25 protein-coding genes are annotated in these 24790 nt (G+C 72.1%); 13 read left to right on the forward strand and 12 right to left on the reverse strand.

The genetic code is table 11. From position 1 onward, the window contains the following. Positions 1-36 precede the first annotated feature (36 nt). A complete protein-coding gene (locus tag QSK15_RS21220; RefSeq protein ID WP_285795902.1) occupies positions 37-564 on the forward strand; it encodes a MarR family winged helix-turn-helix transcriptional regulator in 528 nt (175 codons plus the stop codon). A gap of 43 nt (positions 565-607) precedes the next feature. Then, entirely contained in the window at positions 608-1138 is a 531-nt protein-coding gene (locus QSK15_RS21225; protein ID WP_285795903.1) for a GNAT family N-acetyltransferase, read from the forward strand. A gap of 72 nt (positions 1139-1210) precedes the next feature. On the opposite strand, the gene QSK15_RS21230 is transcribed toward QSK15_RS21225, so the two are convergent. Both QSK15_RS21230 and QSK15_RS21235 read right to left on the reverse strand, forming a co-directional pair. Then, a complete protein-coding gene (locus tag QSK15_RS21230) occupies positions 1211-2227 on the reverse strand; it encodes a sensor histidine kinase (RefSeq protein ID WP_285795904.1) in 1017 nt (338 codons plus the stop codon). After that, complete coding sequence (locus tag QSK15_RS21235; RefSeq protein WP_285795905.1) at positions 2220-2915, reverse strand: response regulator transcription factor; 696 nt, start codon at positions 2913-2915, stop codon at positions 2220-2222. Before QSK15_RS21235 ends, QSK15_RS21230 begins: the two co-directional genes overlap by 8 nt. Positions 2916-3075: 160 nt before the next feature. On the opposite strand from QSK15_RS21235, the gene QSK15_RS21240 reads away from it, so the two are divergent. Next, complete coding sequence (locus tag QSK15_RS21240; protein ID WP_285795906.1) at positions 3076-4155, forward strand: NAD-dependent epimerase/dehydratase family protein; 1080 nt, start codon at positions 3076-3078, stop codon at positions 4153-4155. Here the strand turns inward: QSK15_RS21240 and QSK15_RS21245 are convergent. Next, entirely contained in the window at positions 4127-5482 is a 1356-nt protein-coding gene (locus QSK15_RS21245; RefSeq protein ID WP_285795907.1) for a hypothetical protein, read from the reverse strand. The two genes, QSK15_RS21240 and QSK15_RS21245, sit on opposite strands and share 29 nt — an antisense overlap. A 147-nt stretch (positions 5483-5629) precedes the next feature. Here QSK15_RS21245 and QSK15_RS21250 point away from each other — a divergent pair, with 147 nt between their 5' ends. From QSK15_RS21250 to QSK15_RS21290, 9 genes are all read left to right on the forward strand, one after another. After that, on the forward strand, positions 5630-6307 hold the full coding sequence (locus tag QSK15_RS21250) for a glycosyltransferase family 2 protein (RefSeq protein ID WP_285795908.1): 678 nt from the start codon (positions 5630-5632) through the stop codon (positions 6305-6307). After that, positions 6304-6984 carry a TIGR04282 family arsenosugar biosynthesis glycosyltransferase gene (locus QSK15_RS21255; RefSeq protein WP_285795909.1) on the forward strand — a complete coding sequence of 227 codons (681 nt, stop codon included), beginning with the start codon at positions 6304-6306 and terminating at the stop codon, positions 6982-6984. Before QSK15_RS21250 ends, QSK15_RS21255 begins: the two co-directional genes overlap by 4 nt. Continuing rightward, positions 6981-7694 (forward strand): class I SAM-dependent methyltransferase, encoded by a 714-nt coding sequence (locus tag QSK15_RS21260; RefSeq protein WP_377618557.1) that lies wholly within the window; start codon positions 6981-6983, stop codon positions 7692-7694. The genes QSK15_RS21255 and QSK15_RS21260 overlap by 4 nt, the downstream gene beginning before the upstream one ends. Beyond that, positions 7691-8851, forward strand: a complete 1161-nt coding sequence (locus tag QSK15_RS21265; protein ID WP_285795910.1) for a molybdopterin-dependent oxidoreductase — start codon at positions 7691-7693, stop codon at positions 8849-8851. Before QSK15_RS21260 ends, QSK15_RS21265 begins: the two co-directional genes overlap by 4 nt. Next, positions 8848-9273: a hypothetical protein gene (locus QSK15_RS21270; RefSeq protein ID WP_285795911.1), complete on the forward strand. Its 426-nt coding sequence runs from the start codon at positions 8848-8850 to the stop codon at positions 9271-9273. Before QSK15_RS21265 ends, QSK15_RS21270 begins: the two co-directional genes overlap by 4 nt. 62 nt (positions 9274-9335) lie before the next feature. After that, positions 9336-10160 (forward strand): S-methyl-5'-thioadenosine phosphorylase, encoded by an 825-nt coding sequence (locus QSK15_RS21275; RefSeq protein WP_377630870.1) that lies wholly within the window; start codon positions 9336-9338, stop codon positions 10158-10160. 57 nt (positions 10161-10217) lie between these two features. After that, positions 10218-10796 carry a DM13 domain-containing protein gene (locus tag QSK15_RS21280; RefSeq protein ID WP_285795913.1) on the forward strand — a complete coding sequence of 193 codons (579 nt, stop codon included), beginning with the start codon at positions 10218-10220 and terminating at the stop codon, positions 10794-10796. A 293-nt stretch (positions 10797-11089) separates the two neighbouring features. Then, positions 11090-12439, forward strand: coding sequence for a ricin-type beta-trefoil lectin domain protein (locus QSK15_RS21285; protein ID WP_285795914.1), 1350 nt, complete (start codon positions 11090-11092; stop codon positions 12437-12439). Between the two features lie 47 nt (positions 12440-12486). Continuing rightward, a complete protein-coding gene (locus tag QSK15_RS21290) occupies positions 12487-13824 on the forward strand; it encodes a ricin-type beta-trefoil lectin domain protein (protein ID WP_285795915.1) in 1338 nt (445 codons plus the stop codon). A gap of 179 nt (positions 13825-14003) precedes the next feature. On the opposite strand, the gene QSK15_RS21295 is transcribed toward QSK15_RS21290, so the two are convergent. From QSK15_RS21295 to QSK15_RS21335, 9 genes are all read right to left on the reverse strand, one after another. After that, positions 14004-14381: an AtzH-like domain-containing protein gene (locus tag QSK15_RS21295; RefSeq protein ID WP_285795916.1), complete on the reverse strand. Its 378-nt coding sequence runs from the start codon at positions 14379-14381 to the stop codon at positions 14004-14006. An 83-nt stretch (positions 14382-14464) separates the two neighbouring features. After that, positions 14465-16093, reverse strand: coding sequence for a permease family protein (locus QSK15_RS21300; protein WP_285795917.1), 1629 nt, complete (start codon positions 16091-16093; stop codon positions 14465-14467). Between the two features lie 12 nt (positions 16094-16105). Next, a complete protein-coding gene (locus QSK15_RS21305) occupies positions 16106-16798 on the reverse strand; it encodes a cysteine hydrolase family protein (protein ID WP_285795918.1) in 693 nt (230 codons plus the stop codon). 9 nt (positions 16799-16807) lie between these two features. Beyond that, complete coding sequence (biuH, locus tag QSK15_RS21310; RefSeq protein ID WP_285795919.1) at positions 16808-17497, reverse strand: biuret amidohydrolase; 690 nt, start codon at positions 17495-17497, stop codon at positions 16808-16810. Positions 17498-17531: 34 nt separating this feature from the next. Then, positions 17532-19334, reverse strand: coding sequence for an allophanate hydrolase (gene atzF, locus QSK15_RS21315; protein ID WP_285795920.1), 1803 nt, complete (start codon positions 19332-19334; stop codon positions 17532-17534). Positions 19335-19434: 100 nt separating this feature from the next. Then, positions 19435-20100: a GntR family transcriptional regulator gene (locus QSK15_RS21320; RefSeq protein ID WP_285795921.1), complete on the reverse strand. Its 666-nt coding sequence runs from the start codon at positions 20098-20100 to the stop codon at positions 19435-19437. 135 nt (positions 20101-20235) lie between these two features. After that, positions 20236-20619, reverse strand: a complete 384-nt coding sequence (locus QSK15_RS21325) for a VOC family protein (RefSeq protein ID WP_285795922.1) — start codon at positions 20617-20619, stop codon at positions 20236-20238. 63 nt (positions 20620-20682) lie between these two features. Further along, positions 20683-22320: a thiamine pyrophosphate-binding protein gene (locus QSK15_RS21330; RefSeq protein ID WP_285795923.1), complete on the reverse strand. Its 1638-nt coding sequence runs from the start codon at positions 22318-22320 to the stop codon at positions 20683-20685. Between the two features lie 12 nt (positions 22321-22332). Then, positions 22333-23094, reverse strand: a complete 762-nt coding sequence (locus QSK15_RS21335; RefSeq protein ID WP_285795924.1) for a cyclase family protein — start codon at positions 23092-23094, stop codon at positions 22333-22335. 373 nt (positions 23095-23467) lie between these two features. On the opposite strand from QSK15_RS21335, the gene QSK15_RS21340 reads away from it, so the two are divergent. Next, a complete protein-coding gene (locus tag QSK15_RS21340) occupies positions 23468-24610 on the forward strand; it encodes a hypothetical protein (protein WP_285795925.1) in 1143 nt (380 codons plus the stop codon). The last annotated feature ends 180 nt before the right edge of the window (positions 24611-24790 follow it).

Raw genomic sequence — 24790 nt, forward strand, 5'->3', positions numbered from 1 at the left:
AGACAAGTTATCTTCCCCGGAAGGTAAGATGCAACAGTGAATGACGACCGGATCGCCGACATCGTCGGCCAGTGGGGTCGCGAACGACCAGACCTCGACCCCACTCCGCTGCTGATCATCGGTCGCATCCAACAGTTGGCCGCCGCGCTCGATGCGGCCCTGCGACCACCGTTCGCCGCCGCGGACCTCGGCAACGGCGACTTCGACGTGCTCGCGGCGCTGCGCCGCGAGGGCGAGCCGTACACGCTCACCCCGGGGCAGTTGAGCCAACGGATGCTCGTCACCACCGGGGCGGTGACCAAGCGGGTGGACCGACTGATCGCCCGCGGCCTCGTGTCCCGCTCGGTCTCGACGGCCGACGCGCGCGGCAGAGTGGTCGGGCTGACTCCGGCGGGTGTGGCATTGACCGACCGGCTCATCGAGGAGCATCTGGCCAACGAGGCGGCCATCCTTCGCGGCCTCACCGACGGCGACCGGAAGGCCCTCGAGCGCCTGTTGGCGACGCTCGATCGGAACCTGGCCTCCCAGGATCGCGGCCCCGCAGGCGGCAGCCCGACCGGCTGACGACCTCGGTCGTGATCCACCAGCCACCGACTACCATTCCGCCATGAACGACACCAGCCACGGCGTACTCATCAGGGGTGGCGGCCCCGCCGACGCGCCTGCCGTCCTGGCCATGCTGGACTCCGCGGTGGCCTGGATGAACGACCGCGGCAACACCGAGCAGTGGGGCACGACACCCTTCTCCGCCCAGCCGGCACGGGTGGAACAGATCGATCGGTACCTGACCGAGAACCTTCCGTTCATCGCGGAGGTGGATGGGACGCCGGCCGCAGCGATGGTGCTGGGCTCCGGGCCCGACCCGCGCCTGTCGATCACGCGCGCGGACGAACCCGAGCGGTACGTCCGCCTCCTGGTCTCCGACCGGCGGTTCGCGGGCCGGAGCCTCGGGTCGACCCTGCTGGCACACGCCGTTCAGGAGACCCGGCGAGCCGGCGTGCGGTTGCTCCGGGTCGACTGCTGGGCGGGCGGTGGCGGCAAGCTGGTGACGTTCTACGAGCGCCAGGGGTTCACCCGCACCGAATCCTTCCTGTTCGGCTCCTGGCCCGGGCAGGTGCTGGCCCAACGGGTCGGTTGAGCCGTTCTCCTTCCGGAATACCGCGCCGTCGGGCGCTCGAGCCGGCAGACGGTATGGTCCCGCCGTTTCTGCTCAGGCGGTCGCCAGTCGGACCATGAACTGGCAGCCGTCGGGGGTGTTGCGTACCTCGACCCGACCTCCATGTGCCTCCACCAGGCCACGAACGATGGCCAGGCCGAGCCCTCCGGACGCCCCACCGTCGCCGGGGCCGGGGGTGCGGGCCGGTTCACCACGGAACGCGATGTCGAACAGCCGGGGCAGGTCGTCCGGGGGAATTCCGCCACAGGTGTCGGCGACCGACAGCCAGGCGTGGTCCTCCTCCCGACCTGCTTCGATGCGTACGGTGCCGTCGGCCGGGGTGTAGCGGACCGCGTTGAGCAGCAGGTTGGCCACGACCCGGGCCAGTTCCGGTTCGCTCGCGGCGACCGTCGGCCATCCGGACTCGCTGGCGATCAGCTTGATTCGGCGAGCCTCGGCCAACGGGACGGTGCTGGCCAGCGCGTCCGAGACCACCTCGCCGAGCGGCACCGCCGTCAACGACAACCGCAGCGCTCCCGCGTTGATCCGGGACAGCTCGAACAGGTCGTCGACGAGCCGGGTCATCCGGTCGGTCTCCACGCGGATGCGTCGGTGGTACTCGTCGACAGTGTCCGGATCGCGAACCACCCGGTCCTCCAACGCCTCCGCCATGGCCCTCAGCCCGGCCAGCGGGGTCCGCAGGTCGTGCGACACCCAGGCGACCAGGTCGCGCCGGCCCTTCTCCAGTTGCCGTTCCCGCTCCCGGGCCTGGTCGCGCCAGACCGCGGCGCGGGCCAGCCGGCGGCCGAAGTGCCCGCCGACGGCGAGACTGACCACCGCCGCCGCCGCGACGGTGATCAGGACAACCTCGGTGTCGTGTGTGGAGAGGAACATCGCCTCCGCGACCGCCATCACCCCGACGGCGACGGCGACCACGGTGGTGGTGAGCAGCACGCTGAGATGCACGGTGATCGAGCTGCGTCGGAGGGCGCGGAGCAGCACCGCGCCGGCGAGCCCGATGCCGAGCGCCGCGGCGAGGGCGATCGCGAAGATCAGGAGTACGTCACGCATCGGCCGGCTCGTAGCGGTAGCCGACGCCCCAGACGGTCACGATCCGCTGCGGATCGGCCGGGTTGGTCTCGATCTTCTCCCGCAGCCGGCGTACGTGCACTGTCACTGTCGAGTGGTCCCCGAAGTTCCAGCCCCAGACCTGCTCGAGAAGCTCGGCCCGGCCGAACACCCGGGACGGATGCCGCATGAGGTGCACGAGCAGGTCAAACTCCCGCAGCGTCAGAGCCAGGTCGGTGCCGCCGAGGCGGGCGGTTCGGGACGTGGTGTGCACCACCAGGCCGCCGTCGGTGAGCGCCTCCGGCCGCTCGGGTGACGGGTGACCGCCGGCGCGGCGAAGCACCGACCGGACCCGCAACACCAGTTCCCGGGGAGAGAAGGGCTTGGTGAGGTAGTCGTCCGCGCCGAGTTGCAGCCCGAGGATGCGGTCGGACTCGTCACCGCGGGCGGTCAGCATGACGATCGGTACGCCGTCGGGCCGTACCCGCAACGCCCGGCACACCTCCAGGCCGTTGATCCGGGGCAGCATCAGGTCGAGCACCACCAGGTCGGGTGCCTGACGCTCCACCGCCGCCAGCGCTGCCGCGCCGTCCGCCGCGAGGCTCACCTGGAAGCCGTCGTTCTCGAGGTAACGACGAATGACGTCACTGACGGTCTGGTCGTCGTCGACCACCAGCACGCGCTGTGTCACGAACCATCCCCGTTCCGACCGGTCGCCGTCGCCCCTCGGATGCCCATCGGCCCAGCGTAGCCACGCACCCGGGCCCGCCCGCACCGGCAATCCTTGCGAGGTTCTTACGGCGGGGCGCGCGAACCCGGGCGGGCCGGCCCGCTGTCATACGGTGACCGGAATGCGGATACTTGTCACCGGTGCGGCCGGGTTCATCGGTTCCCACGTCGCCGACCTGCTCACCGAGAACGGGCACGAGGTGGTGGCCGTGGACGCGTTGCTGCCCGAGGCGCACGGCGCGAGCGCACCGTCCTGGACCGAGCGGCACGACCTGGCGGTCGGTGACGTGCGGGACGTCGAACTGCTGACCCGGCTGCTGGCCGGCGTCGACGCGGTCTGCCATCAGGCGGCCATGGTCGGCCACGGCCTCGACCCGGCCGACGCCCCCCGGTACGCCGCGCACAACGACCTCGGGACGGCCACCCTCCTCGCCGCGATGCACGCCACCGGGGTACGCCGACTGGTGCTCGCCAGTTCGATGGTCGTCTACGGCGAGGGTCGCTACCACTGCCCCGCCCACGGGGTCGTCCGGCCTGCCGGCCGTCGCGTCACCGACCTGGCCGAGGGCCGCTACGAGCCGACCTGCCCGCGCTGCGACCGGTCTCTCTCCCCCGGTCTCGTCCCGGAGGACGCGCCGTTGGAGCCGCGCAGCACGTACGCCGCCACCAAGCTGGCCCAGGAACACCTCGCCGGCGCGTGGGCCCGGCAGACCGGCGGATCGGTCTGGGCCCTGCGTTACCACAACGTCTACGGTCCGCGAATGCCCCGTGACACCCCGTACTCGGGCGTGGCGTCGATTTTCCGATCGGCCCTGGCCGGCGGGCGACCGCCTCGGGTCCTGGAGGACGGCCGGCAGCGACGCGACTTCGTGCACGTGACCGATGTGGCCGCCGCCAACCTGCTGGCCCTGACCACACCGGCACCGGATCCGCTGACGCCGGTCAACGTCTGCTCGGGCGAACCGCACACCGTCGGCGAGCTGGCCCACGAGCTGGCCGTGGCGATGGGCGGCCCATCGCCGGTCACTGTGGGCGGCGGGCGGGCGGCGGACGTGCGGCACGTCGTGGCCGACCCGGCCCGCGCCACCCGGCTGCTCGGCTTCACCGCCCGGGTCGGCTTCGCCGCCGGCATCGCCGACTTCACCACCGCGGTGATGCGGGAGCCGGCGTCGCTCACGACACCGTCCACAGTAGGTGGTTGACCGCGAGGGCGGTGGCGGCCTGGGCCGCCAACCACCAGCGGCGGTGGAGGGTGGGCAGGTGGGCGGTGGCGACCAGCAACCAGACGGCGAACGGTAACCAGATCCGCTCCACCTCGGCCTTGCTGAGCCCGGACAGGTCCGCGGCGAGCACCGCCGCCGCCGCCGCGACGGGCAGCCACACAGTGGGTCCGGCGCCGGTGATCCGCCGTCGGAGGGCCGCCGCGCGCGATGGTCGGATCGTCACGGCGGCCACCGCCCGCCGCATCGCCGGGCCGACCACCGGGCCGGCCGAGAGCAGCAGTGCGGCGAGATTCGCCCAGACCCAGTAGCCGTACGGACGTTCCGCCGCCCAACCCTGGTAGTAACGACGTGTCACCAGGTGGTAGCCGTCCAGCCACCAGAAGCCGGCGACGGTGAACACGGCGACGACGACCGCGACCGCCGTCGCCGCGACCAGCAGCACACCGGGGCGGTCCCGCGCCCGGAGCAGCACCACCGCCACCGCGAGCAACCCCACCAGGACGAACCCGTACGACAGGTAGAGCGCGAAGCCGAGGAGCAACCCGCCGAACGCGGCCGCTGGTCGGCCACCCACCGCCAGCAGCGCCAGCCCGGCCGCGACCACCGCGGTGAAGATCCCGTCCGCTGACGCGCCCACCCAGACCGCCCCCGGGAAGAGCACCAGGAACGGCCACACCGCCCGGGCCGCGTCCTCGACGCCGAGCGCCCGCAACGCCACCGGAACCGTCACCGCGACCGTGGCGCCGAGCACCACGCAGGCCAGCCCGGCCGCCGTCCCGCCACCCAGGCCGATCCGCTCCAGCCAGACGAAGACCAGCAACGCCCCCGGTGGATGACCGGCGGTGTGGGTGGACCACGAGTCGGGCTGGAAGTCGAGGATCCGGTCGGCGAAGCCGGACAGCAGGACGCCGACATCCGTCACCCCGGGCACCTCGTGCAGGTACTCAGCCTGCACGGTGAGCCGCTCGGTCAACCCCGCGGACCAGCCGTCCACCAGGGCCAGCGACAGCGTCCAGAGCACCGCGGCGAGGTAGCCGACGACCAGCAGCCGATGCCACGGCAGGTCGGTCGCCCAGCGCGTGCCCCGCCAGACGAGCAGCGCGGCCACGAGCAGCGCGGCGGGGGTGCCGGGCCCCAGGTGCGGCTGCCAGGAGGCGTAGAGCGGCGCCGTGTCGGCGTGCAGCCGTACGCCCTGATGGTTGAGCAGCGCGCCGACGCAGACGGCAACGGCGAGCAGCGCCGCCTCGGCACCGAGGACGATCAGGTCGGCGGACCGGGATCGTCCCGGCGGGGTCATCATGGTCATGGTGACGGCCGACGGTACGACCTGCGACCAGGCAACCGACAGCCAGACGGTCAGACGTCAGAGAGTCGTAAGATCCGTTGCCGGGTAAGCGATTCGTAAGGATCCACAGCGCTCCGGACGGCCCGTGGCGGGCCTAGCGTCGCCGGTATGCACACAACGATCGACGTGGTGCTGCCATGTCTGGACGAAGCGGCCGCGCTCCCTGCCGTACTGGGCGGGCTACCGTCCGGCTACCGCGCCATCGTGGTCGACAACGGCTCCACCGACGGTTCGCCGGCCGTCGCCGCCGAGCACGGGGCCCAGGTTGTCCACGAACCGCGACGCGGGTACGGGGCGGCCGTGCACACCGGTTTGCTGGCGGCGCGGGCGGAGTTGGTCTGCGTGCTCGACGCGGACGGCTCGTTCGATCCGGCTGAGCTGCCCCGGCTGGTCGCGGCGGTGCACGACGGTCGGGCCGATCTCGCCGTCGGGCGGCGTCGTCCGGTCTCGGCGGACGCCTGGCCGTGGCATGCCCGCACCGGGAACGCGCTGGTCGCCGCGCTGCTGCGGCGTCGTGGTGTGCCGGTCTACGACATCAGCCCGATCCGGGTGGCCCACCGGGCGGCGCTGCTGGGACTCGGTGTCAACGACCGCGCGTTCGGTTACCCCCTGGAGTTGCTGCTCCGCGCGGCCGGGGCGGGCTGGCGGATCGTCGAACTGGACGTGGGGTACGCACCCCGGGCCGTCGGCACCAGATCGAAGGTCTCCGGGTCGGTCCGGGGCACGTTGCGGGCCACCCGGGACTTCGCCGGGGTGCTGCGCGCGGACGCCGGCGGTGCCCGGTGAACGTCCTGCTCGTGGTCGCGAAGGCACCGGTTGCCGGGCTGGCCAAGACGCGCCTCTGCCCGCCCGCTGATCCCATCCAGGCGGCCCGGGTCGCGGCGGCGTCGCTGTTGGACACCCTCGCGGTGGTGCGCGCCACCGCGTCGACCATTCCCGTGCTGGCCCACACCGGTCGGTTCGCCGACGCCGAGTACGGCGCGGAACTGACCGCCGCGTTGCGCGGTTGGCACCTGCTCGCCCAGCGCGGCGGCACGTTCGCCGACCGCCTCCGGAACGCCCACGCCGACACCGCCGAGGCGTTTCCCGGCCGACCGGTGCTGCAGATCGGCATGGACACGCCGCAGGTCCGCCCGGCCCTGCTCAGCAGCGCGCTGGAGCGGCTCGCCGCGCACGAGGCGGTGTTCGGGCCGGCGCTCGACGGCGGCTGGTGGGCACTCGGACTGCGCGACCCGTCGTACGCGAGCGCGTTGCGCGAGGTTCCCATGTCGACGGCGGACACCGGTCGTCGCACCCTCGCCGCTCTGCGCGAGCGCGGTCTGCACCCGGCGATCCTGCCCGTTCAGCGGGATGTCGACGACTGGTCGGCGGCGCTGGCGGTCGCGGCCGGGCTGCCCGGCACCCGGTTCGCGGCTGCCGTCGCCTCGGTGGGCGGCCACCTGACGACAGGACGCCCCCGGTGAACGCGACGATCAGTCTCGACGGTTTCGACGTGGCGCTGAGCCGGCCCGACGGGTGGCCCGCCGACCGTGACGCGGGCGCTACCCGGGTCGGCCCGCTGCCCGCGGCCCCACCCGAGCACTGGCTGGTGCACACCGACGGGCGGCGTGACCTGTTGCCGGTGCGGCGCTGGCACGGCCCGCCCGAACCGGCGGTCGAGTCCGTCGCCGCCCGCTGCACCGGACCCACTATCGATCTCGGCTGCGGCCCTGGCCGGCTGACCAGGGCGCTCGCCCAGCGAGGTCTCGTCGCCCTCGGGGTGGACATCTCCGCCGAGGCGGTACGGCTCACCCAGGGCCGGGGTGTGATCGCCCTGCGCCGCGACGTCTTCGCGCCACTGCCCGGCGAGGGGAGATGGGCACACGCCCTGCTCATCGACGGCAACATCGGCATCGGTGGTGACCCGGTCCGACTGCTGCGCCGCTGCGGCGCCCTGATCGCTGCCGACGGAACGCTGATGGTGGAGCTGGAACCCCCGGGCGTCGGGCTGTGGCGGGGACAGGCGTACGTCCTGTCCGGGCGCTCTGGTGAACGGGAGCTGCGGGGGTCGGCGTTTCGGTGGGCGCGGGTCGGGGCGGAGGCGGTGGCGCGGACCGCCGACGCCGCCGGCCTGCGGGTCGCGGACCGTTTCCGGTACGGCCCCCGCTGGTTCGCCGAGCTGGCCCGCGCATGATCCGCCGACCACGCATCCCCGCGCCCGAGGACTTCACCGCGTCGTCGCACTCCCCGCTGGTCGCCGCCCGGCTCGGTCTCTGGCTCGGGGTGGCGTTCGGGCTGTGTTTCGGCACCGGGCTGCTCAGTCACTACATCCAGCACCCACCGGGCTGGTTCAGCTGGCCGACCCGACCGGTCAACCTCTACCGGATCACCCAGGGCGTGCACGTGCTCTCCGGTGTCGCGGCGATCCCGTTGCTGCTGGCCAAACTGTGGAGCGTCTACCCGCGACTGTTCGTCCGTCCGCCGGTGCACCAGCCGATCCGGCTGTCCGCCCACACCCTCGAACGGATCTCCGTCCTGGTGCTGGTGTGCGCCGCGTTCTTCGAACTGGTCACCGGCCTGTTCAACGTCGCCCAGTCGTACCCGTGGGGGTTCTTCTTCCCGACGGCGCACTACGCGGTCGCCTGGCTGGTGGCGGGCGCGGTGCTGTTGCACGTCGCGGTGAAGCTTCCGGTCGCCCGCGCGGCGCTGAAGACGCCGTTGCGGCGCGGCGCCCCGGTGACCGCCACGGCACCCGGGCGTGACGACTCGTTCGAGCGACGCGCGTTCCTGCGGACGTCGGCGGGGGTCGCCGGCATCGCCGTGCTGGCCACCGCCGGGGTCACCGTGCCGTGGCTGCGTCGGGTGTCGCCGTTGGCGTGGCGCTCCGCCGCCGGGCCGCAGGGCGTTCCGATCAACCGGACGGCGGCTGCCGCGCGCATCGTCGTTCCACCCGACTGGCGACTGGAGATCGTCTGGCCGGGCGGCCGACGCACAGTGTCCCTGCCCGAGCTGGCGGCCCTGCCACAACGCACGGCGCACCTGCCGATCGCCTGCGTCGAGGGTTGGAGCGCCTCGGCCCACTGGACCGGCGTGCCCGTCGTGCAGTTGCTCCGGTGGGCCGGCGCGCCCACCGGCCGACCGGTTCGGTTCACGTCACTGGAAACCGCGGGCCTGTACGCGGCGAGCACCCTCCCCGCCGCCCACGCCAGCGACCCGCTGACCCTGCTCGCGCTGAGAATCAACGGCGAGCAACTCTCCCCCGACCACGGTTACCCCTGCCGGCTCATCGCCGCGAGCCGCCCGGGCGTCCTGCAGACCAAGTGGGTGGCCCGGCTGGAGGTGTGGCGGTGAGGGTCGTCCGGCTGCTCCTGTTCGTGCTCGGTGCCGCGGCCACGGCGTACGGCGGTTGGCTGCTCCTCCCCCAACTCGGCGCCGCCCTGCCGTGGTTGGTCGGCGGCCCGGCGCTGCACGACGTCCTGGTGGCACCGCTGGTCGGCCTCGTCGGGTTGGTGCTGGGCCGGCTGGTGACCGACCGGCTACGCCGGGCCTTGATCGCCGCCGGTCTGCTGGCCAGCGCCACGTTGCTGCTGATCGCGGTGCCGCTGCTGTGGCGACCACCCTCGGCCCCGCCGAACCCGGGCCTGCCGGACCGCGACTACCCGCTGGGGCTCGCCGTCGGGCTGGCCGTCGTCTGGGCCGCGATCGCGATCGTGCTGGTCGTCGCCACCGCCGTCGACCGGCGCGTCAGGCATCGACGAGCCGGCAGTCGCTGAACCCGCCCCACGTGTTTCTGCCGCCCGTCGCCCAGGAGGGTCACCCCATGTCAGCAGCAGAGATCAGCCCGACCGACGGCGCGCCGGTCGGCGTGATCGGCGGTTCCGGCTTCTACGAGTTCCTCGACGACGTCGCCGAGGTCACCGTCGACACACCGTACGGAGCGCCCAGCGACCTACTGTCCGTCGGGAGTCTCGCCGGGCGGCGGGTGGTGTTCCTGCCCCGCCACGGACGCCGGCACACGTTTCCTCCTCAGCGCATCAACTACCGGGCCAACCTGTGGGCGCTGCGCGCACTCGGCGTCCGCCAGGTGCTCGCACCGGGCGCCGTGGGCGGTCTGCGCCCGGAGCTGGGCCCCGGCACCCTCGTCGTACCGGACCAACTGGTCGACCGGACCAGCGGCCGCGAGCAGACCTACTACGACGGACGGCCAGGCGCGGACGGGCAACTCCCCCAGGTCGTCCACGCGCCCTTCGCCGACCCCTACTGTCCGGTCGGGCGGGCCACGGTGGTGGACGCCGCCCGCAGCACCGGTTGGCGCCCGGTCGACGGCGGCACCATGGTCGTCATCGAGGGGCCCCGGTTCTCCACCCGCGCCGAATCGCAGTGGTACGGCCGGGAGGGCTGGTCGGTCGTCGGCATGACCGGCCATCCCGAGGCGGTGCTGGCACGCGAGCTGGCACTGTGCTACACCGCGCTGTCACTGGTGACCGACCTCGACTCGGGCGTCGAGGTCGGCCAGGGGGTGACGCAGCAGGAGGTGTTCACCGTCTTCGCCCGGAACGTCGATCGGCTGCGCGTCCTGCTCGGCGAGGTGGTGAGACTGTTGCCGGCGGGCCAGGGGGCGTGCCCGTGCGGCCAGGCTCTGGCGGACACCCCGTCGTAAGAGTTCCGAAAGGGTTCGCGACGCGTTCGACGACATGCGCGGCCGTACGATGCGGGGGTGGGAAAACGGATGTTCCGGTCGCCGGTGGTCCGGGCTGGTCTGGCCGCAGGTGTCGTCGTGGCGGTGCTGGCCCTCTACTGGTTCCAGCCGTGGAAGCTGGTCACCGACACCTACGTCGACGAGGCGCTGCCCGGGGTGACGCCGACATCGGCCACCCCGACCCCGACGTCCCCGGCCACGTCGTCCCCGACCCCCGCGGCCTCGGTAGCCGCCCCGGCGGCGAACGAGATCCTGACCGTCGGCGAGTTCGTCACCCATGAGCACCGGACGACCGGCACGGCCGAGATCCACCGGCGCGCCGACGGGCGCCACCAGCTCGTCATTCGGGAGCTGAACACGTCGAACGGTCCGGACCTGCGGGTGTGGCTGACCGACCAACCCGTCCTCCGGGGCACTGCCGGCTGGCGGGTGTTCGACGACGGCGAATGGGTCGAGCTGGCCAGGCTCAAGGGCAACAAGGGCAACCAGGTGTACGAGCTACCAGCGTCGGTTGATCCACGTGACTTCCGGAGCGTCTCCATCTGGTGCAAGCGATTCGCGGTCTCGTTCGGCGCGGCCGAGCTCACGCGTGCCTGACCGCTGTCACCGGGATGGCAACCCGCCGGACATGTCATTGACATCTTTCACTGTCCGCTCTAGCGTCTGAGCGAATCGATTCGACGGCCGACTGGTCCCGCGTGGGCGGCGAGACCCGTGGCGGAAACCTGTGTCGATGAGCCGGCCGGGGCGCCGTGGACACATCACGTCCGCCGGGCTTCTTCCCGGGGCGAACGCGGTCGGCGCGGGTGACCCGGTCCGTCGTGGCGGTGTGCGGGTGGCCCCGCGCACCCCCTTTCCATCAGTTCGTGCCGAGTGGCGGGAGCCCCTTCATGACGAGACGTAGACCCATCCTTGGTCTCCTTGCGACGGCGGCGGCCGTCGTCGTGACCGTGAGCGCGGCGGCGCTGGCCGGTGGCGTGCGCACCACCGCGTCGGCCGCGGAGATCGGCGCGGCAGCGGCGACCGCCGGCTGCGGCAAGGCCCCCACGTTGACCAGCGGCCAGCGGTCCATCCAGAGCAGCGGCCAGAACCGCAGTTTCATCCTGAGAATTCCGGACAACTACGACCGCAACCACGCCTACCGACTGATCTTCGGATTCCACTGGAACGGCGGCACCGCCAACGACGTCGACGGGGGCGGGTCCGACGGGGCGGCCTGGTCCTACTACGGGCTGCGGCAGCAGGCCAACAACAGCACCATCTTCGTCGCCCCGCAGGGCAACGGCAACGGCTGGGCCAACCCCGGCGGCCAGGACGTCACCTTCGTCGACGACATGATCAGGGTGATCGAGGCGGACCTCTGTGTCGACACCACGCAACGCTTCGCGCTCGGCTTCAGCTACGGCGGCGGCATGAGCTACTCCCTCGCCTGTTCCCGACCCACCGTCTTCCGCGCTGTCGCGGTCTACTCCGGCGGGCAGCTCAGCGGATGCAGCGGCGGCACCCAGCCGGTCGCGTACATGGGAATCCATGGCATCGGGGACCCGGTGCTCAACGTGTCCGCCGGACGGTCCCTGCGCGACACGTTCGTGCGCAACAACGGGTGCACCGCACAGAGCCCACCCGAGCCGAGGGCGGGCAGCCTGACCCACATCACCACCACCTACTCCGGCTGCCGGGCCGGCTATCCGGTGGTCTGGGCCGCCTTCGACGGCGGGCACACCCCCGGCCCGGTGGACGGCGGCGGGGACAGCGGCGCCAGGACCTGGACCAAGGGCGAGGTGTGGAGGTTCTTCACCCAGTTCGGTAGCACCGACCCGACCACGCCACCGCCGACCACCCCGCCACCGAGCGGCACGTCGGCAGTGCGCAACACGTCCTCCGGGCGGTGCCTGGACGTCAACGGCGCCTCGCAGACCAACGGCGCGGCGGCGATCATCTGGGACTGCCACGGCCAGAGCAACCAGAGCTGGACCTCGACCGACGCCCAGGAACTGCGCGTCTTCGGCGGCAAGTGCCTCGACGTCAACGGCGCCGGCACCGCGAACGGCAGCTCGGTGATCATCTGGGACTGCAACGGCCAGTCCAACCAGAAGTGGCGGCTCAACGCCGACGGTTCGATCACCGGAGTTGGTTCGGGCCGGTGCCTGAGCACTGTCGGCAACGGCACGGCCAACGGCACGCGCATCCAGATCTGGGACTGCACCGGCGCGGCCAACCAACGATGGAGCCGGAGCTGAGCCCGGCGAGGTTCCCGATGCTCATTCACACACAAGGAGGCTCAGTCGTGCCACTTCGCAGACACACCACGCCCTGGCCGGGGGCAGTCCTGGCCGTCCTGGTTCTGATCGCCGTCGGCATGTACGTCGTCACGACCGTCGCGCCGGCGGCCGCGGCCACCACTGCCGGCTGCGGCAAGGCACCCGGGCTGACCAGCGGCACCCACACCATCCAGAGCGGCGGAAAGAGCCGCAGCTTCATCCTCCGGTTGCCGGACACCTACGACAACACCCATGCCCACCGGCTGGCCTTCGGGTTCCACTGGTTGGGCGGCACCGCCAGCCAGGTCGCCTCGGGCGGAACCGACGGGGCCGCCTGGGCCTACTACGGCATGCTCTCGCAGGCCAACAACAGCACGATCTTCGTCGCCCCGCAGGGCCTCAACAACGGCTGGGGCAACGCCAACGGTGAAGACGTGACCTTCACCGACGACATGATCCGGGTGATCGACAACGCACTCTGCGTCGACACAGCCCAACGTTTCTCGGTCGGCTTCAGCTACGGCGGCGCGATGAGCTACTCGTTGGCGTGCTCCCGCCCGACGGTGTTCCGGGCGGTCGCGGCAATCGCCGCACCGGGAGCGATCAGCGGATGCAGCGGCGGCACCGGGCCGGTGGCGTACCTGGGGATTCACGGCATCAACGACAACATCGCCAGCGGACGGTCGCTGCGTGACAGGTTCGTCCGGAACAACGGCTGCGCCGCGCAGACCCCGCCGGAGCCGAGGGCGGGCAGCCTGACCCACATCACCACCGCCTACACCTGTCAGCCCGGATACCCGGTGCTCTGGGCGGCGTTCGACGGTGGCCACCAGCAAGGCCCGGTGGACGGGTGCGCCGGCTGCGAGAGCGGCGCGCGGAGCTGGGTCAAGCAGGAGGTGTGGCGGTTCTTCACCCAGTTCGGCTCCGACGTGCCGCCCACCACTCCCCCGCCGACGACCCCACCGCCCGGCCAGCAGAACGTGCTGATCGTCAGCAGCCCGGCCAACCGGTGCATCGACGTTCCCAACTCCAGCACGACGAACGGCGCTCGTCCGCAACTGTGGGACTGTCACGGTGGCACCAACCAGCGCTGGACCTACACCGCCAACCGCACCCTGACCGTCTACGGCAACAAGTGCCTGGACGCCAGCGGAGCGGGCAGCAGCAACGGCACCGCGGTCATCATCTGGGACTGCAACGGCCAAGCCAACCAACAGTGGAACCTGAACTCCAACGGCACCATCACCGGCGTCCAGTCGGGGCTGTGCCTCGACGCCGTCGGCTCCGGCACGACCAATGGGACGCAACTTCACCTCTGGGCCTGCCACGGCGGCGCCAACCAGCAGTGGAGCAGGCGCAACTAGCGCCGCGTCAGGCAACGCCAGCCAGGTCGACGACGCGCCGCTCGGGTCCTCTCGGGCGGCGCGTGGGCGCCATATCCGCCGGTGGGCGTACGGCTACCGCGCGCCCCTGCCATCGGCGGGTGATTGCGCGTTACTGCAACCGCTACGGGCGGCCCCGCCGGTGCGGCCCACCGGCGGGGCTAGCCGGCCGACACCGAGACGTGCGCGGTGACGATCCGCCAGCCGACGGGCAGGCGTACCCAGGTCTGGGTCTGCCGCCCGGTCGCGGCCGTGCCGTCGTACCCGAATCGGGTCGTCACGACCGCCAGGTCCGGGCCGAACGTGGTGACGATCGGATCGACCAACCGACGACCGGCCGGCAGCGGCGGCTGCGCGGCACGCCACTTGCGCTGCTCGTCCAGCCCGTACTGATGGTCGGCGAGGCCGAACCGCACGGTCCGCTCGGAATCCCAGAAGTACCCGCAGATCAGGTCGGCGTCACCGTCTGCCAGTGCCCGCTCGTAGGCGGTGAAGGCCGCCGTGACCTCGGCGACCGCGTCCGTCCGGTCGATCTCCATGCGGTACGTCCCTTCGATCCGTTGGGCCGGGAAACCTGCCGCCCGGTCGGGAGCCAGTGCCTCCCCCGACCGGGCCGGCCGGCTCAGCCGCTCAGCGCCGACGTCCGCTGCTCGTCGACTGACCGATCGGTGGCACTGTCGACCCGAGCGGGCTCTCCGTCCGGTTCGACCTCCTCCGGGTCGGGATCGCGGGGCGTGGGGCGGCCCAGCGCGAAGACCACACAGATCACCGCGACGAAGAGGTAGCCGAGTGCCACCTGGCCGTTGGCGTTCCACTCGATCCGCTCGCCGTGGATCAACCCGATGAACGACAGCAGCGCACCGGAGCCGGCGAAGATCGCGGCCCGAACGAACCGCTTGTCGATGATGAAGACCACCACCGCGCCGAGAACGAGGCCGGCGAGGATCGCACCCTGCCCCAGCACCAGCAGCCCGTCGTAGATCACGCCGGCGCCGTTGAGTGCGTCGTCGCCCACCGCCGCGGCGGTGGTACCCGCCGCCGCCAGCGCGTTGTCGATCTGCCCGGTCGCCCAGGCAGCGATGTTCGGAATGAGCGCGGCGACCACGGCGGCGGCGTGCGCCCTGGGAGTCGCCTGGAACGCCTGCGCCCCGATCAGCAACCCGATGTAGAGCAGGATCGGCACGATGGCCGCGGTCGGGAAGATCGCGCCAAGCAGCCCGAACATGCCGAGGAAGCAGAGCACCGCAATCACCACACCGGTCGCCATCGAGTAACCGCTGCGTCCACCCGCGGCCTTCCAACCCGGATGTCCGACGTAGACGGCCGGTGGGAACGGCGAGCCGAGCGCGGCCCCGATCACCGCACCGGCACCGTCGGCGAGCAGCACGCTACGCAGGTTGTAGTTGTCCCCCGCGGTGGCCGCGCTCTCCACGTTCGTCATGCCCTCGGTGAAGTTGTAGACGCCGAGCGGGATTGCCGTCGCCAGCAGAGGCGCCATGTCGGCCAGCCCGGTGAAGAGCAGGTCCAGCTTGAACGAGGGTACGGCGATCGCGATGTCCCGGGCGGCGGCGGTGACGTCCGGCACCGACATCGCCCCACCGGCCCAACCGATCGCGGTGCCGAGCAGCAGCGCGGCGAGCCCGATGGGAAAGTTGAACGGCAACTTCACGTCGGTCAGCAGGCCGATCAGCAGCAACGCGAAGACCGGCAGGGCGACCCAGGCCATCCGCCACATCTGCCCGGCCGGGTTCATCGAGATGAACGTGATGGAGATTCCGGCGAGGGTGCCGAGCAGTGCGGCCCGGGGCGCGGACCGGCGGATGTACGGCCCGACGAACGCGCCGATCAGCACGATGACGCCGATGATGAAGGCCCATGCCAGCCCGGCCTCCCAGGCCCGCACGGGGTCCTGGGTGCGCAGGTAGATGGGGAGCATGATGACGAAGATGACAATGAACATGTGCGGCACGCTCGGCCCGTACGGAAGAGCCGTCACGTCGGTGCGGTTCTCCCGTCGGGCCAGCCGGCGGGCCAGGTAGGTGTAGTAGATGTTCCCGGCGACCAGGGCGATGCCGAGCGCCGGCAGGATGGTGCCGAACACCTCCCCCTCGGGGAGATTCACCACGGCGAGGCAGAGCCCGGTCAGGGTGAGCACGTTGACCAGGACGTTGACGCCGAAACCGAAGAACGCGTTGGTGTCGCCGCGGACCCAGTACGGGAGCGCGACGGTTGTGGGTTTTGTCGAGGCCATGGCTGCTCCCGGTCAGGAGGAGGGCTGCAACACGGGGTTGGTGGGCAGCGCGGCGCGCACCTGCGCCGAGTCGGCGACCCAGCCGAAGATGCCGCCCTGGGCGGCGACCATGTCGAGACCGACCCGGTGGAACTCGGGGAAGTAGGACCCGACGCAGTCGGCGAGCACGAGGCACTCGTACCCGCGGTCGTTGGCCTCCCGGACGGTCGTGTGCACGCACACCTCGGTGGTGACGCCGGCGACCAGGAGGCTGCGGATGCCCCGCTCGGCGAGCAGGACGTCCAGGTTGGTGGCGTGGAAGGCACCTTTGCCGGGCTTGTCGATGACCGGCTCGCCGGGCAGCGGCCGCAGCTCGTCGACGATGTCGTGGCCGTACTCGCCGCGGATCAGGATTCGGCCGTTGGGCCCGGGGTCACCGATGCGCCTGCTCGGGGCGCCACGGCTGAGCTTGGCCGGCGGGCAGTCGGACAGGTCGGGCAGGTGCCCCTCGCGGGTGTGCAGGACGCTCAGACCGACGGCGCGGGCGTCGGCCAGCAGCGCCGCGAGCGGTGCGATGGTGCGACGCAACTGGCCGACGTCGTTGCCCAGGCTCTCACCGAACCCGCCGGGTTCGAGGAAGTCGCGCTGCATGTCGATGACGAGAAGGGCCGTGGTCGCGATGTCGAAGGCGTACGGGCCGGGCCGCGCCGAAGCGATGGTCAGCATGGGCACACCTCACTCGACCGTCGCGGCGATGACGTCGTCGGATGTGGTGACGCAGCCGAAGACGCCGCCCTGCATGGTGACCATGTGCAGGGCGGCGTCGTGGTTGGCCTTGTCGGTGGCACCGGTGCAGTCGGAGAGGATCAGGCACTCATACCCTCGGTCGTTCGCTTCGCGCATCGTGGTGTGCACGCAGACGTCGGTGGTGATACCGGTGAGGATCAGGTGGGTGATGCCCCGGGTGCGGAGCACCAGGTCGAGGTTGGTGGCGTAGAACGCGCCCTTGCCCGGCTTGTCGATGATCACCTCGCCGGCCACCGGGGCCACCTCGGGCACGATCTCCCAGCCCGGCTCGCCCCTGACCAGGATCCGGCCGGCCGGGCCGGCCGAGCCGATCTCGGCGCCGATGCGCGCCGAACGCCACCGCTTGTTCGCCGGCAGGTCGGACAGCTCAGGATCGTGCCCCTCCCTCGTGTGTACGACGAGCATCCCGAGCGATCGCGCGTGCTCCAGTAGCCGGGCGGTGGCCGGCAGACCGGCCCGGGTGAGGGTGATGTCGTACCCCATCGCGTCGACGTAGCCGCCCGGTCCGCAGAAGTCGGTCTGCCAGTCAATGCAGAGCAGTGCGGTACGCGCGGTGTCCGCCGCGCCGTCGTACGGCCACGGATAGGGGTTGGCCGTTACCGGCCCGATGCTTCCCATCCTCTCGCCTCCTGTCGTGATCGCTGGTCGCCGCTCAGCGTCGGGCGGCGGAACGGCGGTAGGCCCGCCACCCGCCGCTGGCGCTGATGTCCTCGGCCGGCGGGCCGGCGGCATACGCCTCGCAGAGGAAACCGAGCACGTCCCGCCCGTCGTGCAACTGGACCCAGCCGAGCGAGAGGGGCGCCGGCACTCCGGCCAGCAACTCGCCGAGCGCCGCGCTGGGCAGCCGCCACAGCTCGACCTCGATCGGGTGGCCCGACGACCCGTCCGGATCGATCCGCACCAGGCCGGGCAGCCCGTCGCCATCGACGGTGTCCATCCGGTACAGCCGGTAGAGCGGCGCGGTGCGGGCGGCGCCGGCGAGAACCGCGCCGTGCCCGAGCAGTTCGCCATTGCGGCACTCGCCGGCCAGGTGCCGGCCGACCACGGCGATCAGCAGCTCGGCCGAGCGCTGCGGCGGCGGTGAGCCGGCCTCGACCGTCCGGGTCGACTCGCCGCCCTCGGTGAGAGTGGCGGCCAGTCGGGCCAGGGTCGTGTCGCTGAACGCCGGGCCGACCAGGGTCAGGCTCGCCGGGCGGCCGGAGCTGGTGAACCCGTTCGGTACGGTCACCGCTGCCAGGTCGAGCAGGTTCGCGAACTGGGTGTAGCGGCCCAGCATGGCGTTACGCCCGATCGGGTCCTCGGCGATCTCGTCGAGCGTGAAGGTGGTGCCGACGGTGGGCACCACCAGCACGTCGATGTCCTGCCAGAGCTGGTCGACCTGCGCGCGCAGTTCGCGCAGGCGGTGCTGGCCCCGAAAGGCGTCGATCGCGTCGTAGCGCCGCCCGGTCTCCAGGACGGCCCGGGTCACCTCGAAGACCGACTCGGGGTGCGACCGCAGGAAGCCGTCCAGGGCGACGAGACGTTCGGCCACCCACGGCCCCCGATAGAGCAGGTCGCCCGCCTCGAAGAAGGCACCGAGCGGCACCGACCGCGGGGCTCCGACGAACGTGCGCAGCCGCTCCACGCCAGCGGCGAACCGGGCCTCCTGGCCGGCGTCGCCGAAGAATTCCAGGTCTTCTGCCCGGGGCACCCCGAGGCGGAGCGTCCCCGGCAGGCGGGGAACCACCCGCTCGGCCGGGAACGGACGTCCCCAGGGGTCGGTCGACGTGACCGCACGGGCCGCGTGCAGCACGTCGAGGGCGCCGGCCACGTCGGGGGTGAAGACCGACACGCAGTCGAGCGAGCGACAGGCGGGCACCACACCGGCAGTGCTGAGCAGACCCCGGGTGGGCTTCAGGCCGACGATTCCGTTGAGCGCCGCCGGCACCCGACCGGAGCCGGCGGTGTCCGTGCCCAGGGCGAAGCTGACCTGGCCCGTGGCCACCACGACCGCCGAGCCGGAGCTGGACCCCCCGGAGATGAGGCCGCCGCCGAACACGCTCTGGCAGCTGCCGTACGGCGAGCGGGCACCGGTCAGGCCGGTGGCGAACTGGTCGAGGTTGGTCTTGCCGACCAGTAGGGCGCCGGCGTCGAGGAGTCGGCGCACCACAGGCGCGTCCTCGGCGGCCTCATAGCCGAAATCGGGGCAGCCCGCCGTGGTGACCATGCCGGCCACGTCGATGTTGTCCTTGACCGCGAAAGGGATCCCGTACAGCGGCAGCTCCGGATCACCGTGGCGGCTCAGCGACTCCGCGCGCTCACGCAGTCGATCGGCCGGAACGGTGCTGATCCAGACCGGCCCGTCGTCGCGCCCGGCGAACCCGTCCAGGATGCGTTCGGCTTGCTCCGCCGGGGTCAGGCTGCCCTCGCGGTACGCGGACCGTAGCTCCGAAATGGACCCCACTCGCTCTGGCATACAGTCGATTGTCGACTGTTCTGTTACGGGAAACCGCGCCGAACGTAACGACGACATGACGGCGTGTGGCAGTGACTCTGCCGGCCCACGGCTGGCCAGGCTAGCCGAGGTACAGGCGCGCGCCGTGTCCGGAGAGCACGGTGAGAACCTCCTCCGGATCTCCCCCGGCGACCGCCTCGAACAACCGCTCGTGCCGGTGGACCCCGTCCAGCGGCTGCGCCAGCTCCGCCTCCCGGCGCAGGTTGATCGCCATGTAGAGCTGAAGCTTCACCAGGATCGAGCCGTACACAGCGGAGAGCTGCCGGTTACCGGCGAGCGCCACAAGCGCGACGTGGAACTCCCGGTGCGACTCGGCGACGGCCATCCGGTCGCCGGCCCGGGTCGCCTCCCGCAACTGGTCCAGCGTCGCTCGCAGTCCGGCGAGCTCACTCTCCCTGCCAACCGGGATGCCCGCCCGTACCGCAAAGCGTTCCAAGACGTCACGCAGCTCGTACAGCTCCCGCACGTCGCGGTCCGACAGGGTGGCGACCCGCACTCCGCGCCGGGGAACGTGCTCGACCAGACCCTGCTGGGCCAGCAACCGCAGCGCCTCGCGCAGCGGAGCCCGACTGATCCCCAGCCGCCGGGTCAACTGCTCCTCCACCAGGCGCTCGCCCGGGTCGCTCTTGCCGCTGAGGATCTCCCGGGTCAGCCGGGAGACGGCGAGGTCCACCAGGCTGACGCTCTCCAGCTCACCGTCCACCGTCGATGCGGCCCCATCGTCCACGCCGATGAGTCTGCCACCTGCTCCCGGACGACCGACGCGTGCGCGTCCTCCTCGGCGAGGACGGGCCGGCTGCGCATGCCGGCGCTGCTCGACGGGCCAGCCTCAGCACCGCCGCCGCCGGCAGTGATCATGGCTTTACGCGACGCAGAACTCGTTGCCCTCGGGGTCGCGCATAACGACATGCCCGAGGACATCGCCGTACCACTCCTCGCGGACCACCGTCGCGCCGGCGGCAACCAGGTCGGGCACTTTCTGCCGGATCAACCGGGTGCGCTCGGCCATGTCCCCGGAGCCCGGACCGGACACCCGGACATCGATGTGCATGCGGTTCTTGGCGGACTTGCCCTCGGGGACCTTGAGGAAGCCGATGGCGGGGCCCCGGCCGTCCGGGTCGACGATGGACGCGTTGTCGGGCTCGTCGAAACCGGGTTCCTTGACGTAGCCGAGGGCGAGCGCCCAGAAAGCAGCGATGCGCTGGGGATCGTCGGCGTCGCATCCCAGGGTCCAGAGAGTTGCCACCGCGCCACCGTACGTCACCGACCTGGCCGGGCGACACCGCTGACCCCTGGACACGACGGTGGCTCAGTGGCCACGGAACGCCTCCTCCAGCCACCAGGAGCCGTGTGCGGAGCTGACCTTGGCGTCGATCACCAGCGGTCGGGTACGGGGACCGGCGAGCCACTGGCGTACCGGTAGGAGATCGTCGACGGTCCGGACTGTCAGCCCGTCGCAGCCGTAGCCACGGGCGATCGCGGCCAGGTCGGTCTCCGGGAAGGTGACAGTGTCCAACGGGTGCCCGTCCGGGCCGAAGTGGTGCACCTCGGCGCCGTACGCCGCGTCGTCGTAGATCACCACGAGCAGGGGCAGCGCCAGCCGGACGGCGGTGACCAGTTCGGTAGCGGACATGACGAAGCCGCCGTCGCCGACCGCCGCGACGGTGAGCCGGTCCGGTCGGGCGACCGCCGCGCCGAGCGCACTGGCCAGACCGAGCCCGACCGACTGGAACGCCTGAGTGAAGCAGAACCCGGCCACGTCCGGTACGTCGAGCCACATCGACGGGTAACCCATGAAGTTGCCCGAGTCGACCACCACCGTGCGGTCGGGCGGCAGCAGGTCGTCCAGGGCGGCCGAGAGGGTCCTGGGGTCGATCGTCGCCGGGGTGCCACCTCCCTCATCCTGGTACGGAACCGTCCGCCACCGCCCATCGTCGCGGATCCGTCGGGCCAGCTCCTGGGTACGCCACCCGCCGGGCACAGCCGCCGTGGAGTGCTCACCCAGTCGACCGAGGACCGCCTCGGCGACCGCCGTCACGTCGCCGGCCACCGTCAGGTCGACCGGGCGGTTCACCCCGAACGCGGCCGGGTCACGGTCGACCTGGACGACGACGGCGGTGGGCGGGATCAGTTCGCCGTGCCGGGTGGTCCACATGTTCAGCGTGCTGCCCCACGCGACGACCAGGTCCGCCGCGCCGATCAGCTCGGCGGCGAGCGGGGTGGCGAAGCCGCCGGCCACGTCGAGGTTCCACCGGTTCCCGGCGAACAGTCCTTTCGCCGCCGCCGAGACCGCGAGCAGCGCGCCGCACGCGTCGGCGAGCCGGCTCAGTGGTTCCCGGGCCGCGCGGGCGCCCCGACCCGCGATGAAGACCGGTCGGCGGGCGGCCTGGAGCGCGGTCAGCAACGGCTCGACCTGCGGGACGGCGCTCGGGGTCGGAGCGACGACGGGGACCGGGCCCGACCACGGTTCGGTTTCCGCGCTCTGCACCTGCAACGGCAGGCCCAGCACCACCGTCGCACCCAGGGCGGCGGCCCGGTACGCCGCGCCCGCGTCCTCGGCCGCGTGCGTCGCGCGTACCCGGTGGAAGTCGGCCCCGACCGCGGCGGCGAGTGCCGGCAGGTCGATGAAGAAGTTCGACAGCGGGGCGGTGGCCTCCGGGGCCAGAACCACCATCGGGGTACGACTCTTCGCGGCCTCGGTGAGGCCGGTCAGCGCGTTGGTGACGCCCGGCCCCTGGTGCACCGAGAGGACAGCCACCCGCCCGCAGGTGCGCGCGTACCCGTCGGCCATGCTCGCCGCGCCGCCCTCGTGGGCCGCTGCCACGAACCGGGCGCCGGCCGCCACGAGGGCGTTCGTGACGTGGAAGTTGCCGCTGCCGACCACCCCGAAGACGTGCCGTGCGCCGTGGCCGTGCAGGACCCGCCCAACCACCTCGGCTACCCGCATCGGTGGCCCGGCCTAGCGTTCGACCAGCGCGAGGACCCGACACGGGCTGCCGGAGCCGGAGACGATCGGCAGCGGGCCGGCGATCACCACCGCACCGGTGGTCGGCAACTGCCCCAGGTTGCGGAGCTGGGTCAGACCGTACTTGTCCTGGCCGAGCAGGAACGAGTGGCACGGGAACGGCGGGTCGAACGAGTGCGCGGCGCCCGCGTCGGTCCCGACCGTCTCCACCCCGACGCCACGGATCGGCGACTCCTCGGCCAGCCAGCGCGCGCACTCCACGGAGATGCCCGGGGTACGCCCGTCGTTGGCGTACCGCTGCGGGTCGTCGCCGTACGTGTCCCAGCCGGTGCGGTAGAGCAGCCAGCCACCGGTGGGCAGGGGCCCGTGTTCCGCCTCCCACGCCTTGACGTGCTCCACCTCAAGCAGGAAGTCGGGGTTGTCGGCGGCGTCGGCGGCACGGTCGATCACCACCGCCGGGGCAATCAACTGACTCACCGGGACCTGCGACACGTCGGCGCCGTGTCGACCGCTGACCCAGTGCACCGGGGCGTCGAAGTGGGTGCCGGTGTGCTCGCCGGTGGAGAAGTTGTTCCAGTACCAGGCCGGGCCCCTGTCGTCGTACCGGCTGATCTCGTTGAGCTGGAACGGCCAGGTCTGGCCGAACTGCTCGGGCAGACCCAGGATCGGGGTCTGGTCCGACAGCGGAGCGGTGAGGTCGACAACCTGGATCCGGCCGCTGGAAAGAGCGGCGACAAACTCCTGCAGCACCGTCATGCGGCGACGGTACACCCGCTCTCGTTCCATGATGGACCGTCGCACGGTGCCCGCTGGCGTGTTGCCGTCGAACAGCCGGTCGACCGTCACATCGAGGCGGGCGGGAACGCGACACCCTGAGCAATCAGTCAGATTGTTGTCACCGCCCTCGGCCCGGACTGACCCGAAACCGCCCGATAACCGGGCCCGCGCCGCGCCGGGCAGGACACGTCACCGGATGCGGCTAGGTAAGCGCATCGCTACGATGGGTCAGCAATCCAGAGGAAGGGGTCGTGCCCGCGTGCGAAGTCCCGTCAACGGAACCGCGCCGGCGTCGGCGCCGGGCCGATCTGCGCCGCTTGCCGCTGACCGGCTGCGCAGCATCGCCCGGTGGATGGTGCTGATCGCGGTCGCCGTCGGGGCCGGCTTCGTCGTGGCCGCCCTGTTCCAGGGACCGGCCGCCGCCGACGGGGCGCACAGCGAGCCCGGCGCTGAGCCGCAACGGAAGCTCGGCGCTCTGGTCGAGCCGGTCGTGCGGCTGACGGCCGCGCAGCGCCCTGATGAGGACCGCCAGCGCGCCACACGTGCCGACGAGCGCCGCCGCGACCGGCCGCGCGCCCCGTTGGCCGGGCTCATCGGCGGCGTCGTCGCGCCCCGCGAGCAGACACCCACCACGGAGCCTCGACGCGCGCCGGACGCACCGCCCGCGTCCGTGCCGCCGCCCCGGGCCGACGCGTCCGTCCCACCTGGCGCGGCAGAGCCCGACACGCTCCAGCCGGCTTCGGTCGCTCGCGCGGCTCATCGGGCGGCTCACCGTGCCGAGCCGCCGCGCCGTGCCGCTGAAGCGCCGCGACCGCCGGCCACCGCCGACGTCATCAACCGCCACCTTGCCCGCGACGCCGGCCTTGACCAACGCGCCCCCAACCCGCCGACGCTGCACGTGCCAGGCGATTCGCCGCTGGTGGGCCTGGTCACCGCCCCGCTGCCGCACGTCGTCGACATCGTCCGCGCGGTGCCGATCCGACCCCTCGTCGCGGCGCTCCTGCACGTCGTCGACGCCGTGCTACCACCGGCTCTCGACACGGTGGTGGTTCCCGCGGCGACACCTCAGCCGCCCGTTCCGCCGGCGCTCGGGCCGGCCCCGGCCCCGGTTCCGGCGGTGACCGACCCGGCTCCCGTACCGACGGTGCCGACGCCGCCGGCGGATCCGCCGCCGCCCCCCGCGCCCGCCGCGGCGCCGCCGGCACCGGCCGCGCCGGCACAAATGCCTGTCGTCGGCCCCGCGCCGCCCACCGCGTCGACGACGAGGTACCGGGCCGTGCCACGGGAGCCGGTGGACGGCGCGGGTGAGTTCTCTGGCCTACCCGTCATGCCCGTCGACCAGGACGCCGCCGGTGTCGACGACCGGTCGAAACCCGGGCCGGGGCTGGCCCGGCCGGTGGACCGGCAGTCGCACCTCGGTGCTGTACAGCCCGGCGATCTCGCGCCGCTCCTGGTCGAGAGCCGCACTCCGGCTGCGATCGCCCGCCCGGGCTGAGGGCGGGTCGACCGACCCGGTGGGGGCCTCCCCGGCCCGCTCCACCCGTCGGCCGGTCGATCAGTGCCCGCGCCCGTCCACAGCGACGGCGCCGCGGGCCGCTGCCTGCCCGTCTGTCGCGCACGACCGCCCTGATCAACCCGTGGACGCTCCGGGATCGGTGGCCGCCGTGACGCGTAC

Origin of the sequence: Micromonospora sp. NBRC 107095 (genome assembly GCF_030269705.1) — a bacterium.
Taxonomy (GTDB): domain Bacteria; phylum Actinomycetota; class Actinomycetes; order Mycobacteriales; family Micromonosporaceae; genus Micromonospora; species Micromonospora parva.

Excerpts from the sequence above, each read along its gene's own strand:
- QSK15_RS21230 (WP_285795904.1), bottom strand. The coding sequence starts at position 2,227 with ATGCGTGACGTACTCCTGATCTTCGCGATCGCCCTCGCCGCGGCGCTC.
- QSK15_RS21265 (WP_285795910.1), top strand. The coding sequence starts at position 7,691 with ATGATCCGCCGACCACGCATCCCCGCGCCCGAGGACTTCACCGCGTCG.
- QSK15_RS21250 (WP_285795908.1), top strand. The coding sequence starts at position 5,630 with ATGCACACAACGATCGACGTGGTGCTGCCATGTCTGGACGAAGCGGCC.
- QSK15_RS21340 (WP_285795925.1), top strand. The coding sequence starts at position 23,468 with ATGGTGCTGATCGCGGTCGCCGTCGGGGCCGGCTTCGTCGTGGCCGCC.
- biuH (WP_285795919.1), bottom strand. The coding sequence starts at position 17,497 with ATGGGAAGCATCGGGCCGGTAACGGCCAACCCCTATCCGTGGCCGTAC.
- QSK15_RS21300 (WP_285795917.1), bottom strand. The coding sequence starts at position 16,093 with ATGGCCTCGACAAAACCCACAACCGTCGCGCTCCCGTACTGGGTCCGC.
- QSK15_RS21245 (WP_285795907.1), bottom strand. The coding sequence starts at position 5,482 with ATGACCATGATGACCCCGCCGGGACGATCCCGGTCCGCCGACCTGATC.
- QSK15_RS21225 (WP_285795903.1), top strand. The coding sequence starts at position 608 with ATGAACGACACCAGCCACGGCGTACTCATCAGGGGTGGCGGCCCCGCC.
- QSK15_RS21295 (WP_285795916.1), bottom strand. The coding sequence starts at position 14,381 with ATGGAGATCGACCGGACGGACGCGGTCGCCGAGGTCACGGCGGCCTTC.
- QSK15_RS21330 (WP_285795923.1), bottom strand. The coding sequence starts at position 22,320 with ATGCGGGTAGCCGAGGTGGTTGGGCGGGTCCTGCACGGCCACGGCGCA.
- QSK15_RS21335 (WP_285795924.1), bottom strand. The coding sequence starts at position 23,094 with ATGACGGTGCTGCAGGAGTTTGTCGCCGCTCTTTCCAGCGGCCGGATC.
- atzF (WP_285795920.1), bottom strand. The coding sequence starts at position 19,334 with ATGCCAGAGCGAGTGGGGTCCATTTCGGAGCTACGGTCCGCGTACCGC.
- QSK15_RS21285 (WP_285795914.1), top strand. The coding sequence starts at position 11,090 with ATGACGAGACGTAGACCCATCCTTGGTCTCCTTGCGACGGCGGCGGCC.
- QSK15_RS21240 (WP_285795906.1), top strand. The coding sequence starts at position 3,076 with ATGCGGATACTTGTCACCGGTGCGGCCGGGTTCATCGGTTCCCACGTC.
- QSK15_RS21305 (WP_285795918.1), bottom strand. The coding sequence starts at position 16,798 with ATGCTGACCATCGCTTCGGCGCGGCCCGGCCCGTACGCCTTCGACATC.